17 protein-coding genes are annotated in these 15,113 nt (G+C 52.0%); 16 read left to right on the plus strand and 1 reads right to left on the minus strand.

From position 1 onward, the window contains the following. Position 1: 1 nt before the first annotated feature. The 14 genes from AAFN83_RS01525 (at position 2) to AAFN83_RS01590 (ending at position 12,143) form a co-directional block, all read left to right on the plus strand. Entirely contained in the window at positions 2-466 is a 465-nt protein-coding gene (locus AAFN83_RS01525; protein WP_347766584.1) for a phage tail tube protein, read from the plus strand. A 25-nt stretch (positions 467-491) separates the two neighbouring features. Further along, positions 492-911 (plus strand): phage tail assembly chaperone, encoded by a 420-nt coding sequence (locus AAFN83_RS01530; RefSeq protein WP_347766585.1) that lies wholly within the window; start codon positions 492-494, stop codon positions 909-911. 221 nt (positions 912-1,132) lie between these two features. Beyond that, positions 1,133-3,319, plus strand: coding sequence for a phage tail family protein (locus AAFN83_RS01535; protein ID WP_347766586.1), 2,187 nt, complete (start codon positions 1,133-1,135; stop codon positions 3,317-3,319). Beyond that, the gene (locus AAFN83_RS01540) at positions 3,319-3,969 is read left to right on the plus strand and encodes a muramidase family protein (protein WP_347766587.1); all 651 of its coding nucleotides are present in this window, start codon (positions 3,319-3,321) and stop codon (positions 3,967-3,969) included. The genes AAFN83_RS01535 and AAFN83_RS01540 overlap by 1 nt, the downstream gene beginning before the upstream one ends. A 20-nt stretch (positions 3,970-3,989) precedes the next feature. Next, positions 3,990-4,958, plus strand: a complete 969-nt coding sequence (locus tag AAFN83_RS01545) for an XkdQ/YqbQ family protein (protein ID WP_481810469.1) — start codon at positions 3,990-3,992, stop codon at positions 4,956-4,958. Continuing rightward, complete coding sequence (locus tag AAFN83_RS01550; protein ID WP_347766589.1) at positions 4,959-5,258, plus strand: DUF2577 domain-containing protein; 300 nt, start codon at positions 4,959-4,961, stop codon at positions 5,256-5,258. Then, on the plus strand, positions 5,255-5,665 hold the full coding sequence (locus tag AAFN83_RS01555) for a DUF2634 domain-containing protein (RefSeq protein WP_347766590.1): 411 nt from the start codon (positions 5,255-5,257) through the stop codon (positions 5,663-5,665). Before AAFN83_RS01550 ends, AAFN83_RS01555 begins: the two co-directional genes overlap by 4 nt. Beyond that, positions 5,658-6,719: a baseplate J/gp47 family protein gene (locus tag AAFN83_RS01560; RefSeq protein ID WP_347766591.1), complete on the plus strand. Its 1,062-nt coding sequence runs from the start codon at positions 5,658-5,660 to the stop codon at positions 6,717-6,719. Before AAFN83_RS01555 ends, AAFN83_RS01560 begins: the two co-directional genes overlap by 8 nt. Further along, on the plus strand, positions 6,712-7,278 hold the full coding sequence (locus AAFN83_RS01565) for a YmfQ family protein (protein WP_347766592.1): 567 nt from the start codon (positions 6,712-6,714) through the stop codon (positions 7,276-7,278). Before AAFN83_RS01560 ends, AAFN83_RS01565 begins: the two co-directional genes overlap by 8 nt. A gap of 5 nt (positions 7,279-7,283) precedes the next feature. Beyond that, on the plus strand, positions 7,284-9,860 hold the full coding sequence (locus AAFN83_RS01570; RefSeq protein WP_347766593.1) for a hypothetical protein: 2,577 nt from the start codon (positions 7,284-7,286) through the stop codon (positions 9,858-9,860). 5 nt (positions 9,861-9,865) lie between these two features. Continuing rightward, on the plus strand, positions 9,866-10,348 hold the full coding sequence (locus tag AAFN83_RS01575) for a hypothetical protein (RefSeq protein ID WP_347766594.1): 483 nt from the start codon (positions 9,866-9,868) through the stop codon (positions 10,346-10,348). Positions 10,349-10,567: 219 nt separating this feature from the next. Further along, complete coding sequence (locus tag AAFN83_RS01580) at positions 10,568-10,927, plus strand: hypothetical protein (RefSeq protein WP_347766595.1); 360 nt, start codon at positions 10,568-10,570, stop codon at positions 10,925-10,927. Further along, positions 10,924-11,784, plus strand: a complete 861-nt coding sequence (locus AAFN83_RS01585) for an N-acetylmuramoyl-L-alanine amidase (RefSeq protein WP_347766596.1) — start codon at positions 10,924-10,926, stop codon at positions 11,782-11,784. The genes AAFN83_RS01580 and AAFN83_RS01585 overlap by 4 nt, the downstream gene beginning before the upstream one ends. Positions 11,785-11,789: 5 nt before the next feature. Beyond that, positions 11,790-12,143, plus strand: a complete 354-nt coding sequence (locus tag AAFN83_RS01590) for a phage holin (protein ID WP_347767356.1) — start codon at positions 11,790-11,792, stop codon at positions 12,141-12,143. Positions 12,144-12,200: 57 nt separating this feature from the next. Here AAFN83_RS01590 and AAFN83_RS01595 read toward each other — a convergent pair whose 3' ends face one another. After that, positions 12,201-12,896 carry a hypothetical protein gene (locus AAFN83_RS01595; RefSeq protein WP_347766597.1) on the minus strand — a complete coding sequence of 232 codons (696 nt, stop codon included), beginning with the start codon at positions 12,894-12,896 and terminating at the stop codon, positions 12,201-12,203. Between the two features lie 356 nt (positions 12,897-13,252). Between AAFN83_RS01595 and AAFN83_RS01600 the strand changes: the two genes are divergently transcribed. Next, entirely contained in the window at positions 13,253-14,758 is a 1,506-nt protein-coding gene (locus tag AAFN83_RS01600) for an alpha-N-arabinofuranosidase (RefSeq protein ID WP_347766598.1), read from the plus strand. Next, positions 14,755-15,030 (plus strand): DUF6171 family protein, encoded by a 276-nt coding sequence (locus tag AAFN83_RS01605; RefSeq protein WP_347766599.1) that lies wholly within the window; start codon positions 14,755-14,757, stop codon positions 15,028-15,030. Before AAFN83_RS01600 ends, AAFN83_RS01605 begins: the two co-directional genes overlap by 4 nt. Positions 15,031-15,113: the final 83 nt, after the last annotated feature.

Consider the following 15,113-nt stretch of genomic DNA (forward strand, 5'->3'; position numbering starts at 1 on the left):
TATGGGATACTTGAACGCAGGCGATACCATTTCCGGCAAGGAAGGCCGGGCTTATTCCGTGATTAACGGCGTGACGGAGGAAATGTTCTTCGTGAAGACGCTGGAAGCGAAGATCGAGAAGCAAAAGGCCGAGATCAAAACCCTCGGCAGCCGCCGAACGCAGCACAAGACGACCGGATGGTCGGGTACCGGCAGCATGACCATCTATTACATGACCTCGAAATTCCGCAAGCTGATGCAGGATTACCTGGAAACGGGCAAGGATACCTACTTTGACATCATGGTGGTCAATGAAGACCCGTCCTCCTCGGTGGGCAGCCAGAAGATTGTGCTGCGCAACGTCAACCTGAACAGTGTCATTCTGGCAAAGCTGGACGTGGAGTCGGATGCGCTGGAAGAAGAAACGGAATTCACCTTCGAAGGCGTGACCTTCGCCGAGCATTTCTCGGAGCCGGTTATCGGCTAATCGACAAACAAGGGAGGCCAAACTCGTGGCAGATTTAAGTGTATTTTTCGCGCAAAATGCGGTGGCAGGCGCCATCGAAGAATTTATCGTATCGGATCGGTTTCAAGAGGACGGCGTGCCGGTAGCCTGGAAGCTCCGCAGCATGACCGAAGAAGAGAATGAGGAATGCCGCAAAGCGGCAACCCGGCGCGTGAAAGCCAAAGGCGGCGCCATGATTCCGGAGACGAACCCGGAGGAGTATCTGGCTCGTCTCGCCGTGGCTAGTATCGTCTACCCCGAGCTCAAGAACGCGGAGCTGCAGCGCTCCTATGGGGTAATGGGCGCTGAAGTGCTGCTCCGGAAAATGCTGCTTCCGGGGGAATATGCTTCGCTGGTTCAAAAGGTTCAAGAACTGAACGGCTTTGACAAGGACATGAACGAGCTTGTCGATGAGGTAAAAAACTGATTCGGGAGGGCGATGGGGAAGCGAATTATGCTTACTACGCCCTCCACGAATTCCATCTCCTGCCGCATGAATTCGTCCGCTTGGATCGACGGGAAAAGGCGGCACTCTATGCGATGATCGACATCCGCATCGAGCAGGAGAAGAAACGTAAGAAGAAGTAAAATCAGACGTCGGCCCTCATGGGGTCGGCGTCTTACTTTTTTAGGAAAGGAGGGATTCGGATGGCAGAAGTAAAAGAAGCACAGCTTGTTGTGAGGCAATCGGCTTCGCCAACTGTGGTGAAGGCACTTCAACCGTTTGATCAGGCTACATCCCGATTCAGTCGAATGGCTAGCGGCTTTCAGCAGGCGGCACAGCAGATGGAACGGCTTACCCGTGCTTTGGAGCAAGGAGCCATTGCCATGAGGAGAGCAACAGAAGCCCAACGAACGATGACGCAAGGCATGAAGAATACGGGAAATAAAACGGGGAAAACCACAGACGGTGGAAATTCCGGCAAAGCAAGCGCTTCGAAATCGAATGGCTTCTGGAGGGAAATGGCCTCTACCTTTGGTCCTATCATCAAGACCAAGCTGGCAGAGCTTCTTGTTAACAAAATCATTCAAAAGTTTTCCTCGGCCAACACCAAAAACACAACCGGCAGCTCCTCAAGTAGTGCCGCATCTGATAAGAAAACGGGCGGATTTCGGCAAAAGATGACCGATGTGGGCGGGGCTTTTAAGAGTCTTATCCCGGTGGGGCAAATCAAGCAGTTGGCTTCCAGCTCGATTAAGGGTGCACTTGAAAACCAGAAGACTCGGGACTTATTCATTGCGAAAACCGGAAGCAACCAGCAGGGCGGGGCCATGTACGACACCCTGCGCAAGCAAGCCGTTCAATCGGGTGTGAAAGTGGATGACTCGATGAAAGGCTCGATGGCCATGCTCAGCAAGACTCAAGATGTCGGTCAGGTCTCGAAGCTTTCGGGCTTAGCTCAGCGGCTTGCCGCTTTTGACTCATCTGGCGGAGGAATTGGAGAAGCCATGACCCAGATCAATGACGTCATGTCGGGCAGTCTGGATAGTCTGGCGGCTCGCTTAAAGCTTCCAAAGGATAAGCTGATGGGGCTTAACCTGGAAAAGCTGGCCGCCGGCAAGGATTGGGACGGCTTGACCAAAGCCCTTGACCAGGTCATGACTCAGCAGGGAATGGGGCAGGATCGGTACCAGGATCTTCAACAGCAGCCGACGCAGCAGCTGGATACGTTGAAGAACAATGCCACAGCTGCTTTGCAGGATGCGGGAATGGGGGCGGTTGCCGCCTTGCAGCCCCTCCTCACCATGTTGAATGAGGCCTTCCAGGAAGGAAAGTTCCAGCCCTTCTTCGATGCCATTGCGGTTGGTTTCCAGTTTATCGGGTCCGTGGTGATGGAGGTGGCTTCCTTTATCATGGAGCATCTGGATACCATCAAGCTCATTTTGCTTGCCATCGGAATTGCGGCGGCAATATTTGGCGCGATCTGGCTTGTTTCGTGGTTGATTGCCGCGCTTCCGGTTATCGCGATTATCGCACTCATTGTGGTGATCTTGTTGGCTCTCCAGCAAATGGGGGTTACCACAGACCAAATTATTGGGTTCGTGATGGGCGTCTTCTACGGGTTGTTTGCCTTCTTGTGGAACTCTTTCGCTTTCCTGCAAAATATCATCCTATCGGTTGCCGAGTTTCTGATCAATGTCTTTAATGATCCGATCTATGCAATCAAAAAGCTGTTCTTTGACATTTTTAATTCCGTAGCGGATTTCGTCAATGGGATCATCGGCGGAATTATTAGTGGAGTAAACAAGGTACTCGGATTCATTAATAAAGTTACCGGATCCAGCTTTGGCGAGATCGAGCAATTTGCCATACAAAAGTTCGACACCTCGCAGCTTAAGTCGGATAAGGATGTCATCTCTCTCGATAAGTACAAAATGGAAATGAAGGATGTCAAAGAGTGGTCTCAAAAAGGATACGACAAGGGCAGCGGCATTGGCAGCAAATTAGGAGGGGCTACCGACAAGCTGAACTCATTCGGCAAAGGGTGGGGCGACGCAAAGAACCCCGCTGCGGATAGCTTGGCCACGATGGGAGCGGGCTCTGCTCTCACTCCAACCACCTCCTCGCCGGCTGTTGCCAATATCGGCAACGTGGATCGGGTAGGGAGTATCGGGAAGGTTGACGATACCGTGAGCGTTTCGAGCGAAGATATGGAAATGATGCATGATCTCGCGGAGATGCAGAGCATTCAGAACTTCGTTTCCTTGACCCCGACAGTCAATGTCAAAACCGGGGACATCAAGAACGGCTACGACATTGATACCATCATCGGTCGCATTCAATCCAGCCTGGAAAATGAAATCGCCATTTCGGCACAGGGGGTGTATGGCTGATGGCTACTCAACATGACAGTCCCGTTGCCATCTATCTTTCTTATAACAACCAAAAGGAAGGCTTTATCCTCCCTGTTCTGCCGGAATCCATCGAGATCAGCAACAGCGGAAACGATGCCACCTATTCGACAGCCGCGGGCGAAATTCAAGTGATCAAAAGCCCGAAGCTACGGGAGTACAAATTCAACAGTATGTTCCCTTATAATCCGTACCCTTTTATCATGGCCTACGATTACAATGCAAAAGATCTCATAGCAATGATGGAAAGATGGATGAAAACGAAAGCCCCCATTCGCTTTATCTACAAAGGGACCGGTTATTCCATCAACGAAGCAGTCAGCATTGCTTCGTTCACCTGGAAAGAGGTGGCGGGAACCCCGGGGGATATCGAGTACGACCTGACGTTGAAGCGCTATGTCTTCTATGGGGCTCGCTTGGTGAAGAATGAGAAGGAAGCGGCAAAAAGCGGGAAGACCGAGAAGAGACCGGAGCAGACCACACCGGCTACCTACAAGCTCAAGGCAGGAGACAGCCTGTGGAAGGTATCGCAGAAATTCAAGGTGAGTGTTGCTGCCCTGCAGAAGCTTAACAAAATCAGCGATGCGGAAGTTCGCCGTCTTGCGATCGGCCGCGAGCTTAAGCTGAGGTAGGGGGTGGGCATGTGGAAGTGATGGTGGACAATCGAGACGGGCTCATCTGGGATGTCTCTTCATTGGTGAGTGATGTAAGTTGGAAGACTAGTCGGGTAGGCAAGCCCTCGACCTTTAGCTTCACCTGTGTGAAGGGTAGCCCGTTCGAAGACAGCCGATTCAAGCTGGAGCCGGGCAATCTCATCAATGTGACGCGGAATGGACGCGGGATTTTCTTTGGCTATGTCTTCACGGTGGAGAGCTCCCAGGATGAAAAGCTGTCCATTACCGCGTACGACCAGGTTCGGTATTTGCAAGCGAATGACTCGATGAACTTCACCAATATGACGGCGACGGCGGTCATTCGCAAAATTGCGAATGAATACCAGTTGAAGACTGGCAAGCTTGCCGAGACAGGCTATGTCATCCCGAGCATGCCGATGAAGGACAAGAAGCTGATCGATATGATCTGCCAGGCTTTGGAGAAGACGACCGTCGGGGAAAAGAAGATCTACACGTTTTACGATCATTTCGGAGAGTTGACTCTTCAAAGTGCGCAGGACATGCTTCTGGACTTGTGGATTGGGGATGGAAGCCTGATGACGGGCTACTCGTACACCCGCTCCATTGACAACGACACGTACAATCATATCCAGATGCGGCAGGACGACCAACTGGAACAGGAAGGGAAGGAGCGGAAGCCGCTCGTCTGGAAGGACAGTGCCTCTATCGCCAAATGGGGACGGCTCCAATTCTACAAATCGATCGATGGCAAGATGAACCTGGCTCAGTTGGCGGAGTATGCGGCCAATCTGCTGGCCCTTCATAACCGGGAGCAGCAGAAGCTGTCGCTTGAAGCCATTGGTGATCTTCGCGTTCGAGCAGGCTGCTACTTGCGGGTGTACATCGAGGAGTTGGGCATCAAACAAGCTTTTCTGGTCGAAGAATGCACACATGACCAATTGGAAGAAGAAGAATCGATCATGAAACTGGAATTGAAGGTGATCTAAATGGGATTGTTGGAAACGATCAAAAAGGCAGGGAAGGACGCCGTGGCTTCGGATAGCCCCGTGGAGGTTTGTTTTGCTTCGGTGGTGGCAGAAACCCCTTTGCAGATTGCTATCAGTCAGCGGTTTGTGCTGGATGCGGATCAGCTGGTGCTCCCGGAATCGCTGCTTCCCCGAAAATTGGAGGTACACGGAACGGAGTATGTCCTTCAGGAGGGCTTGAAGATGGGGGATCGGGTAATCCTCCTGCAAATGCAGGGGGGCGGCCGCTATCTCGTATTGGATAGGGTGGTGATGGCATGATCCCCGCGGGAAGTCCACTCTTCACCGCAACTGAACAAGAGGTTGAACAGGAGACCAGCCGAACCTATCGATTGGATCTGGCGAACGGACGAATCTCGGGTATCGTTGACGGGCTTGAGGCGGTCAAACAGGCGGCGTTCAAACTTTTGCAGACCGAGCGCTTTGAATACCTGATCTATGATTCCGATTACGGAGCGGAGCTTCAGGCCATGATTGGACTGCCGGGGATCTTCGTCCCCACGGAGCTGGAAAGGGTCATTCGGGAAGCCCTGTTGTCGGATGAACGCATTGAAGATGTTCGCAATCTGGAGATGAGAACAAATCAGGATGAGACGTTGGTCCGCTTCGATGTCATTACATCGGAGGGGACCTTTTCCATGGATAAGGAGGTGAGCGAGTATGTATGAATCGGAAACGTATGACGCCATACTGCAGCGGATGCTGGACCGGGTTCCGGGTGAGTTGGATAAGCGCCAAGGGAGCGTTCTCTATGATGCGTTGGCTCCAGCAGCAGCAGAGCTGGCCCAGGCTTATGCCGGGTTGGATGCGGTCGCACGATTGATCTCGGCTACCACATCCAGTGGAGAGTTTTTGACTCGTAAAGCACAGGACGACGGAATGGAACGCAAAGCCGCCAGTCCAGCCAAACGGAAGGGAACCTTCGCAGACAGCAAAGGACAACCTCTCGATGTCCCCCTGGGTGCGAGGTTCGCCCGAGAGGATATCGTCTTCTTCGTAGAGTCGAAACGGGGCTCTGGCGATTTTGTGTTGGAATGTGAACAAGCAGGAACGGTGGGGAACGGGATTACGGGAACCCTCCTGCCGGTTGATTATGTTCCCGGATTAGCCAAGGCAGAGCTGGGGGATTTGCTTGTTCCGGGTGAAGATGTGGAGACGGATGAATCGCTTCGCAAGCGATACCTGGACCGGAACCGCAATCCCGCGACGAGCGGCAACAAGGCGCAATACCGGGCATGGGCTCTCGATTATCCGGGTGTTGGAGAAGTACAGGTTCTTCCGCTCTGGGATGGTCCCGGAACAGTCAAGGTGGTCATTCTGGACGCCATGCATCTTCCGGCGTCGGAATCGCTGGTGGCCGAGCTGCAAGCTTACCTGGACCCTTCTCCCGGTTTGGGAGAAGGCAAAGCTCCGCTTGGAGCGGTGGTGACCGTTGAGGCGGCGGAACCGGTTGTCATTCCACTTAAGGCGATGATTCTGAGAAATGGAAGCCGCACGCTGGCGCAAATCCAGGAAGATATCGAGCGGGAGTTCGCCGCTTATTTGAAGGGAATCGCCTTTGGAAACGACCCGTCGGTCAAGGTGGCGAAGGTGGGTGCCCTTCTGCTCGATGTTCCGGGGATTCAGGATTACTCCTTACTCCAGGTAGCGGATGGAACAGCCAACATTCCCATCTCCGCCGGTCAAGTGGCGGTTCCGGGGGCGGTGACCCTTCTTGAATGAACAAGTAATCGGGGTGTTGAGCGAAAAAGAAGATGAACTGATGCAGTATTTGCCGGACTTCTATAAGGGGGTCCGAGAGTTCCAGGTGCTGTTCCGCTTGGAAGAAACCGAGCTGGACCGCTTGCATCAGTCGGTGGAGGACGTACTGGATCAAGGCTTTGTGAGCACGGCCGACTGGGGGCTAGCCCTTTGGGAAGCCGAATTGGGTATCCCTACCGATATCGGGAAGCCGTTTGAGCAGCGGAGGAGCGTTATCAATTCAAAGCGACGCGGGATTGGCCCCGTCAGCGCTTCTCTCCTGCGGAAGGTAGCAGAAGCCTATGATCGAGGGCGGATTCTGGTGACGATCGAACCGAACGCTCATCGAATCATTGTCACCTTTATTGATACGAAGGGTTTTCCTCCTAATCTGGATGACGTGAAACGAGCGATCGAGGAGACAAAGCCTGCTCATCTTGACGTCGTATACCGATTCCGGTATTTGATGGTGGCGGAAGTGGAGCGCATGACGCTCGCTGAGCTGGAACGAACGACTATGGATCAATTTGCATGGGGGTGAAGGGAGTGACAACTCCGAAGACAACGAATCTAGGATTAAACAAAGTCGATCGCACGTCGCCTGAGACGACGACCTTCAACACGAAGACGCTGATCGATGATAACGCCGATCTGCTTGATGCCAAGTTCGGTGCGGATGCCAGCGGACACAAGCATGACGGTACGGCAGGCAATGGTCCCAAGCTGGACAGTGCCTCTCTCGCCGATGGGGCCGTCACCGATGCGGTGATCGGCAATCGCACGATCTCCGACACGGCCACGCCAACGGGAGATACCGCAAAGCCGGCCACCTTGTTCGGCTGGATCGCCAACATGGTGAAGCAGATCACCGGCAAAGCCAACTGGCGCACACCGCCGGCGATCACGCTGGAAGCGGCGAAGGGTCATGTGGATGCGACTAGTGCACATGGTAGCACATCTGCTTCGACACCGGGAGCGATTATCCAGCGTGATGCGAATGGCCGAGCCAAAGTAGCCGCACCATCGGCTGCCGATGATATCGCTCGTAAGGCGGAAGTGGATGAGGTCATGAACGAACTAAGTCCTGTTGGTAAATCCGGACTGAATTTAATGAACGGAAAGCAGACCATTAGTGTAAAAAAACCTTCGATTCTTTCAAATGTTAGGTTTCGAGGAAGAACTCTAGTCAACATTTTGGGCAAGGGTGGGAATTTCGAAACCTCTTCTTGGCTTAGTAATTCTGCTAACCTGGAACTGGCTTCTGATAAATTTATTTACGGATCAAAATCGCAAAAAGTTATTACCACAGCTACAACGGGAACGGCTTGGTCTACAAATTACATCGGTAAACTTGACTCTACCAAGAACTACATTGCGATTTGTGATGTGCTAAACGAGGATGCTGAAACAAAAGCTGCTGTTTATGTGGAAATTATCGGGGGTCAGTCTAAGACTGGAACACACGTCCCTTTAGGGACAACTTGGGGTTTGTCCTGGGTGAAAATTAGTCCAAATGATCTGAAGAATGGGACTGCTATTAATCTTCATTGTTTCGTTCAAGGTACAGTAAAGGGCCGAACTGCTTATTTCGATGGTTATCGTATTTATGAGATTTCATCGGCAGAATCAGCTGCAATCGATTCTATGAACGCTGAACAGATAGCGGTAAAGTATCCTTACACGGAAGGTATAGTCAATGTCGATCGAGTTTGGATACATCGATATGGTAAGGATGGGGCGACTGTTGAGGACCACCTGTATCTTACGAATATGCAAGCGGGCGCTAGCGTTGACGGGAGCGTTTTTGATGAGGTATATCAGGATAAGGATGGGCGGTTTCGAGTAAATCGTCAGTTCGGCATGATGAATTTGTCAGGAGATCTTCAATGGGCAATGGTATTTCCAGTAGTAAACAAGGATGGGTATAAGGTTATTCCCCTTGAGCTAACTAACGGGCAATTCACTTTTGGCAAGGCGGTTCTCGTTGATTACTTTGGGAGGCCTCTTTTTCACCATGTAGAACCTTCATCGGGGACTCTACCGAAAGAGAGTTTTTTTGTTAACAATAGTGCTTTACGAATTGCAATCTCAAATGATGACTCTGGTTGGAGTGACTCATATACACCATCCTCTGATGAAATCAGAGCATTTTTTAATGGTTGGACTATGTGGCAAAAGGATTCCGGAGATTCCAGAATTCCATATACTTCTGGAACCAAGGCATGGCATGGTCGATCGACGGGAATAGAACCTGTTAATGTAGTTCCTACAACTATTGAACCGGAATCTATTTATTACCAACCATATCGTCTTCAGTATAAGCTTACTGCAACCACGGATGATTCAATGAACCAAGAAGGTACGATCACTCTTTGCGCAGGAAGTAACCTGATCGAACTAGGGACGGGCATTGTCGTGCGGGAGCGAGCAAATCCGCAAGTATTAGATGGTCGCTGGTTTATCAATGATATGCTTCTGCCAGTGAGCAATCTATCTTTCCGTTTATCACATGCAATTGCTGCCTATCGTGGGCGGGCAATCGACAAATCGTGGGCATTGAGCACGTTTCAGCACCTCCACGCCAATGGATATTATTTCATGCACTCTGTCTACTATGACCCTACTTCCGTCTACACCGTTACCTACCTTGCACTAGACACGTACAAGCTCGGTATCGCCCCGGACATAATTACGGCTGAACACGAGCCTAACTTACGGGGGACGGTTGATACGTTGGTTGATGTGTTCCCAAGCGTTCAGACACGCCTCGATGCTCTAGAGAACGAAGCAGCCAGTATCAATCAATCACAATGGATCACACCGACATTGCTTAACGGGTGGATGGCTAGTACTCCTCCGATTCAGTACCGCCGCGAGGGAAACAAGGTTCGAATTCGAGGTCGACTAAAGTCCGGAGTTGTCGGTCAGTATGTGTTTAAACTCCCAGCCGACCTACTTCCCGAGGCATTCACATCGACACCAGCCTTCCAATTTAACGGTAATGTGTGGTCGCCTGGAGTTATTGATATTGGAACTAACGGAGCTGTAGTTGTATCTACCATAAATTCGGCAACGGCAGATGTTCTTTTCGGTGAAATCGTCATCGATATAAAGGGGGCATAAGCTATATGAAAGAAGCGGTAAAAATTATTGATACAAATGGCTATTTGCTGCGAGATTTAAATGAACCTATTTATGAGGCAAACCTCACACCGATCTATGAGACGTCGAATGGTGAGAATCAAGAATCCTTACTAGTTGGTTATCGCGCGGCTGTTCCAGTTACTCCAGGTCTTTTTAGGCCAAGATTCGATTTTACTGCTTGGAACGTGCATCAATCTGTATTGGAAAAGGCGCGGAAGGACTTTATGGAAGCGGTCGAACAGTGGTCAAGCAAGAACGTGAATACACGAGGCAAAACACCTGTGTTTACTCCCCCTGAAACTCCCGTATTTTGGATCGAGAGTATGACGTCTGAGGAATTCCAAGCGATTAAAGTTGATCAGAAGCCAACTGAGTTAGAGATGCTCAAAGCTAGTAATGACGTCTTACAGTTGGCAATCGCTGAATTGACTGTACTCTTGATGACAAAGGGGGGTGTTGCGCCATGATGTTCTCGAGAGAATCAGGATTGGTAAAAGTTTGGGTCGAGCTTGTCATAATTGGCGTATATAACGTCGAGCAGGTACCGCAGCTGTTCAACCTTAAAGAAGTCGTAACTGAGGTTGTAAATTCCTATAAGGAGTAAATGGATATCTTATCAAACTCTTTTTGCACCCCCGGATCGCTCCGGGGGTTTTTCATTTTCTACGAAAAGGAGGGAGGGTGTGATGCCCGAAACGGATCAAGCAGTCCTCATGGAAATTTTGCAGCGCATCACGAAGATTGAGACGAAGATCGAGAACCTGACCAACCTCGATCGAGTGGCCGCGGATGCTTACAAGGTGGCGAACGAAGCCCTTCAGTCCAGCAAAGCGGCTCACCATCGGTTGGATGAGCTGCAGGCGGTGAAGGCCACCGCCGAAGAAGCCGTCCGGCGTGCTGATGATGCACTAGAGCAGCTTGAGCAGATTCACCAGTCGAACAAATGGCTGCGTGATAAGGTGCTGGGGACAGCCATTACGGCTTTGGTCGGAATCCTCGTCGCCGCTGCGTGGGCCGCCATTCAAATCACCGGAGGTGGCAAATGAACGCGCTACACACAGTCAAGCCCATCGTCCAAAAAGGAAACTCCTACACCAACAGCAGCAGCCGGGACGGCCACGTGCCGTTCGTCATTGTCAATCACATCAGCGCGGGATCGATGACGAGCATGGACGCTTGGTTTACCTCGCCTTCGAATACGGTATCCAGTGCTCATTATGGTGTCAGCCGAGCCGGCGAGATTCATCAATACGTTCCTATCAATCGGATGGCCTGGGCGAATGGGCTGACCAAGGAGACCATTCCGAAGGCGACGGCACTGATCATCCGGCAGCATGCGCCGATTAATCCAAACAAATATACCGTCAGCATTGAGCATGAGGGAACAGACGGAGACCTGACGGAAGACCAATTTCAGGCCAGTGTATGGCTGCACCGATATATCGCGGACGAAGTGAAACGGCTTTATCATCAGGAGCTTGTGCTCGATGATCAGCATGTGATCGGTCATTATCAGGTAGACCCCGTTCGGAAGCCGAACTGTCCTGGTCCGCGTTTTCCATGGAAGCGGCTCTATCAAGCTCTATCTCAAGCGGAGTCAGCTCATGAAAAAGAGGAGGAATCTCTCGTGTCCAACGAAACCTGGACTGCCCTCACCAATCGCATCACCCAACTGGAGAAGCAGGCAGATGCCGCGGAAGAAATGCTGAAGCTGCTCACCCGGAAGCTGGTAGAGGTGGAGAAACAGACGGTGTTATCCCCACCGCCGGCATGGGCTCAGGAAGCGTATGCTTCCTTTGCGGAAGCCATTCATGAACCGACAGGCTCGACCGAATTCTGGCGCTTGCTTACCATCCTCTACCGGACGGGGCATATGCCTGCCAAAAAGGAGGAATCGCATTGAACGTGATGCCGTATCTTCAACCCTACCTGGAAGCGATCGTAACCGCCCTCGTCGGGCTGGGGGTGACGCTTCTCTTGGCCCTCATCGCCAAGCTCCGTGTTAGCGTCCAGCAATGGCTGGATGCTCGAACCACGGCGTCCGAGCAAGAGGTGCTTCACTTGCTAGCCAAAGAAGCCTATGCTCTCTCCGAGCGCTTGTACATCGAAGGCGGCGGCCCCGAGAAGCGAAAGCAAGCCATTGCCTATATCACCGAGCAGTTAGCGCAAAAGGGGTTGATCTTGTCCCCGGTCAAGCTGGAGGCCGCGATTGAAGCCGCTTGGCTGGATTACCAGACCCGAAGCCGGCGTAGTGAAGCATGATCTGAACAACAGAAGTCGAGCCCTCATCATCCGTAAGGAGATGGGGGCTCGACTTTTTTATTTGGAGGAAAGGTTCCAATAGACGTCCTTTCCCTTCTGAGTGACCAAATACTGCTTCGCCCACTCTTGAACGATCGTTGGTCCGGTGGTCAAATCGGAGAAGTCACCCGTTGCCAGCCCCGTCTCCACGTAAGGGACAACGGCTGGGGGCAAAGGGATCGTCATTCGTTTGCTGGGCGGATCGGAATCGAGCGAGTAGAATTCCAAAACCAATCCGAACGGCAGCAGAGGGACCGCGCCCGTCCGAATGGCTTTCACCATAGCCAGTTCCAGGCGGCCGTCCCGATCGTAATCCTGAATACCATAGGCGGTCACAGCCCTCTCTTCCACTGTTCCCTCCGCCAACGAGTCATAGATTCTCTTGGACACGGGAACCCTTTCCTTGTAGTGATAGGAGGGTACCTCCATCCATGCCGATTCCGCCTCATATTGGCTCATACGATAGGAGACTTGCTGAATCGATTCCTGATTGGTCCACACCTCTTGAGGCTGTCCATCCTTCCATTCAAAAAGCTGCAACTGCGCGGTGGAGCCAATCCCATTGGTTTTCCAAACAACGGAAGCGAGGAAGCGTGCAGGATCAGAATCGATTGTTGGCAGAATGCGCAATGCGGGCTCTTCCAAGACATTCTCGGGAGTAGCTGGGATTGAAGCCAGTTCCACGAGCCCTTGGTGGGTGCCGCTCCATTTCAAGGAAAGGGACTCCTCGCTCTCAATGAAGGAAAGGGATTCCGGTATTCCATCACCATCCAGGTCTTCTCGAATTGACGGAGAATGAGAGGGGAGGAATGGAGAAGCAGAGCCGATCTCTACTCCTATCAAGAGCAACAGCAGCAAAGGGAGGGTTATCGTCAATGGAGAACGAACACGTTTCATTTTGCACCTCAATCCGTGTTTTCATCTTCATAGACGATTCATCTGATTTCCTCGTTGCATATCAGGAAGAAAACGCTTGCCAATCCGAAACAATTGGTGTTAACTATATACATAATGGAATAGCTAATCGATTCATATAATTATTAATCCAACATCAAAAAGGAGCTGCTGACATGACTGCTTCCCAACCTGCGAAAACGACCTTGGTTACCGTTCGTCCCTCCGATCGTCCGGTTACGATCAGCAAACACATTTACGGGCACTTTTCCGAGCATCTCGGCCGTTGCATTTATGAAGGAATCTGGGTCGGAACCGACTCTCCCATTCCCAATACAGAAGGCTATCGCAACGATGTGCTGGAAGCTTTGAAGGAGCTCAAGGTGCCGGTGCTTCGTTGGCCGGGCGGTTGTTTTGCGGATGAGTATCACTGGATGGACGGGATTGGTCCGTATGAGAAGCGCGCTCGCATGGTGAACAGCCATTGGGGCGGCGTCGAGGAGAACAATCATTTCGGGACGCATGAATTTTTGCGTTATTGTGAGTTGATTGAGACGGAGCCGTACATCAGCGGCAACCTGGGCAGCGGAACGATTCAGGAGATGCAGCAGTGGGTGGAATACATGACCCTGGATGGGGAATCACCCATGGCCAATCTGCGCAAAGAAAACGGGCAGGAGAAGCCTTGGAAGCTGACCTACTTCGGAGTAGGCAACGAAAACTGGGGCTGCGGCGGCAACATGCGTGCCCAGTACTATGCTGATGAATATAAGCGGTATGCCACGTATGTGCGCAACTACTCCTCCAATCAGATCTACAAAATCGCTTGCGGACCGAGCGCGGACGACTACAACTGGACCGAGGTGCTCATGCGGGAAGCAGGCAATCACATGCACGGATTAAGCCTGCACTATTACACCCTTCCGACGGGCGATTGGGGTCGCAAAGGCGCCGCGACGGGATTCCCGGTCGAGGAATGGTTTGAAACATTGCGCCGCACGCTCTACATGGAAGAAATGATCGTCAAGCATACGGCGATCATGGATAAATACGATCCCGGCAAACGGGTTGGGCTGATCGTGGACGAATGGGGAACGTGGTATGACGTGGAGCCGGGCAGCAATCCGGGCTTCCTCTATCAGCAAAATACGCTGCGAGACGCCCTCGTCGCCGGCATCAACCTCAACCTGTTCCATCAGCATGCGGACCGGGTGCACATGGCGAACATTGCTCAGGTGATCAATGTCCTGCAAGCCATGATCCTCACCGAAGGAGAGAAGATGATTCTCACCCCGACTTATCACGTGTTCAATATGTTCAAGGTTCACCAGGATGCCGAGCTGCTCCCGCTGGAGTTTGAATCGCCAAAGTACACTTTCGGTGCCGTACATGTTCCGCAACTGAGCGCATCTGCATCCCGGGACAAGGAGGGCAAGGTTCATCTTTCTCTGTGCAACCTCCATCATGAGGAAGAATTGACGCTGAGCCTGGACATCAGCAGTCTGAACGTCTCCATCGGCAGCGGGCAAGTGCTGACGCACGAGAAGCTGGATGCCCACAATGACTTTTCCAGCCCAGACGTACTCAAGCCTGCTCTGCTGGAGGGCATTGTCTTGGAAGAGGGGACGCTGCGCGTAACCCTGCCTGCGGCTTCCGTTGCCGTCATCGAATTGACGGCATGAGGACGGTTGTACAAGCGGACGCCCCCTGCAAAGGCTGCCGGGAAACGGTTAGGCCGGGAGACGACCGGATTGCTGTTCTTGTGGATAAGATTCGCAAGGGCAGTGACCGCGAGTTGGCAAGTGACGATGAGTATGCCAGGAGGCTTGCGGCATGCCGAGTCTGCGAAAGCCTGCAGTACGACTCCACGTGCAAGCATTGCGGGTGCCTGGTGGACATTCGTGCGCTTCAGCAGGAGTCAGCCTGCCCCTTTCCCTATGCCCCGAAATGGTAATCACCTTGCAAAACCGATTCTTTGCTGGTCTCCAGCAGGAATCGGTTTTTGGTTGTCTGGGATGAGCGGTTGGTATTGGACCT

This window comes from Gorillibacterium sp. CAU 1737 (genome assembly GCF_039888655.1).
Classification (GTDB): Bacteria; Bacillota; Bacilli; order Paenibacillales; family NBRC-103111; genus Gorillibacterium.

What these genes read in the sequence shown, in the direction of transcription:
- AAFN83_RS01525 (WP_347766584.1), top strand. Translation starts at nt 2, where the DNA reads ATGGGATACTTGAACGCAGGCGATACCATTTCCGGCAAGGAAGGCCGG.
- AAFN83_RS01535 (WP_347766586.1), top strand. Translation starts at nt 1,133, where the DNA reads ATGGCAGAAGTAAAAGAAGCACAGCTTGTTGTGAGGCAATCGGCTTCG.
- AAFN83_RS01540 (WP_347766587.1), top strand. Translation starts at nt 3,319, where the DNA reads ATGGCTACTCAACATGACAGTCCCGTTGCCATCTATCTTTCTTATAAC.
- AAFN83_RS01545 (WP_481810469.1), top strand. Translation starts at nt 3,990, where the DNA reads ATGGTGGACAATCGAGACGGGCTCATCTGGGATGTCTCTTCATTGGTG.
- AAFN83_RS01550 (WP_347766589.1), top strand. Translation starts at nt 4,959, where the DNA reads ATGGGATTGTTGGAAACGATCAAAAAGGCAGGGAAGGACGCCGTGGCT.
- AAFN83_RS01555 (WP_347766590.1), top strand. Translation starts at nt 5,255, where the DNA reads ATGATCCCCGCGGGAAGTCCACTCTTCACCGCAACTGAACAAGAGGTT.
- AAFN83_RS01560 (WP_347766591.1), top strand. Translation starts at nt 5,658, where the DNA reads ATGTATGAATCGGAAACGTATGACGCCATACTGCAGCGGATGCTGGAC.
- AAFN83_RS01575 (WP_347766594.1), top strand. Translation starts at nt 9,866, where the DNA reads ATGAAAGAAGCGGTAAAAATTATTGATACAAATGGCTATTTGCTGCGA.
- AAFN83_RS01580 (WP_347766595.1), top strand. Translation starts at nt 10,568, where the DNA reads ATGCCCGAAACGGATCAAGCAGTCCTCATGGAAATTTTGCAGCGCATC.
- AAFN83_RS01585 (WP_347766596.1), top strand. Translation starts at nt 10,924, where the DNA reads ATGAACGCGCTACACACAGTCAAGCCCATCGTCCAAAAAGGAAACTCC.
- AAFN83_RS01590 (WP_347767356.1), top strand. Translation starts at nt 11,790, where the DNA reads ATGCCGTATCTTCAACCCTACCTGGAAGCGATCGTAACCGCCCTCGTC.
- AAFN83_RS01600 (WP_347766598.1), top strand. Translation starts at nt 13,253, where the DNA reads ATGACTGCTTCCCAACCTGCGAAAACGACCTTGGTTACCGTTCGTCCC.
- AAFN83_RS01605 (WP_347766599.1), top strand. Translation starts at nt 14,755, where the DNA reads ATGAGGACGGTTGTACAAGCGGACGCCCCCTGCAAAGGCTGCCGGGAA.